Origin of the sequence: Nitrospirillum amazonense (assembly GCF_029594735.1) — a bacterium.
Lineage (GTDB): Bacteria > Pseudomonadota > Alphaproteobacteria > Azospirillales > Azospirillaceae > Nitrospirillum > Nitrospirillum amazonense.
On record NZ_JARPAF010000024.1, the window covers coordinates 1 to 1,075 of the forward strand.

The window sequence follows — 1,075 nt, forward strand, 5'->3', positions numbered from 1 at the left end:
AGCCGTTGGCCGTCTGGCTGGCCCAGCTCGCGATGATGGCGCCATCGGCCTGAACAGCCAAAGCCGGTTGGTTCTGGTCGCCCGCGGTGGTGTCGTTCAGTCTGACCTCGCCGCCTACGGCCACGTTGTTGGCGTCATAGCGCTGGGCATAGATGCCGTAGCCGCTGCCGTCCTCGGCGTTCGCCCGCCAGGCGACCATATAGCCACCGTCCGCCGTCGCCACTACCGAGGGCTGGCTTTCATCCCCAGTGGTGTAGCTGTTGACCCGAATCTTCCCACCGACCGTATTGCCTGAAGCATCGTAGCGCTGGGCGTAGATGTCATAGGGAATGCCGGAGGAGTTGCCGGTGTAGCTCAGTTCACTGGCCTGCCAGACGATGACGAAGCCGCCGTCCTTCAGCCCCGCCGACACCGCCAGGCGATCGGTGCTAACCGAGGTTGGGGTGGGCATGAAATACCCCCCGACCGTGTTGCCCGACGCATCGAAGCGTTGGGCGTAAACATCACCGTTCTGCTCGCCGACCGACCAGGTGGCGATGAAGCCGCCATCCGCCAGGGCCGCGATCGACGGATAGTCGACCGTCCCTGTCCTGTACGTGGAGACGGTGAAGCGGCTGCCGATGGCGGTCCCCAGGGAGTCGAACAACTGGCCATAGGCCAGCGTGTTCGTGACGGTGTTAACCCCGCCCCAGACGATCAGCATCGTCCCGTTCGCCAGCTGTACCGCCTTAGGCAGACCGGAATCTATGTACCCATCCAAGGCATAGGTGATCTGACTGCCAACGGCGGCCCCATTAGCATCGTACCGCTGTCCGTAAACCTGATAATAGCCTTGCAGCCACACAACCTCAAAGCCGCCGTCGGCCAGCGCCACCGTCGACGGGGCCGTCTGGCTCCCCGCCGTCACGCTGTTCACCCGGAATTCGCCGCCCAGCTTCTGACCGCCCGCCGTGTAGCGCTGGGCGTAGATGCCCGTGCCGTCGCCATCCTGCCCCGCCGACTGCCATGCCACCACGTAACTGCCGTCCGCCAGGACCGTCACCGATGGGGCCGTCTGGTCGCCCGTCACATAGGT

General features: G+C 64.7%; 1 pseudogene. It reads right to left on the reverse strand.

The annotated features are described in order from the left end of the window. Positions 1 to 1,042: pseudogene (locus P5F91_RS29805) on the reverse strand (beta strand repeat-containing protein); the annotation flags it as partial. Positions 1,043 to 1,075 lie beyond the last annotated feature (33 nt).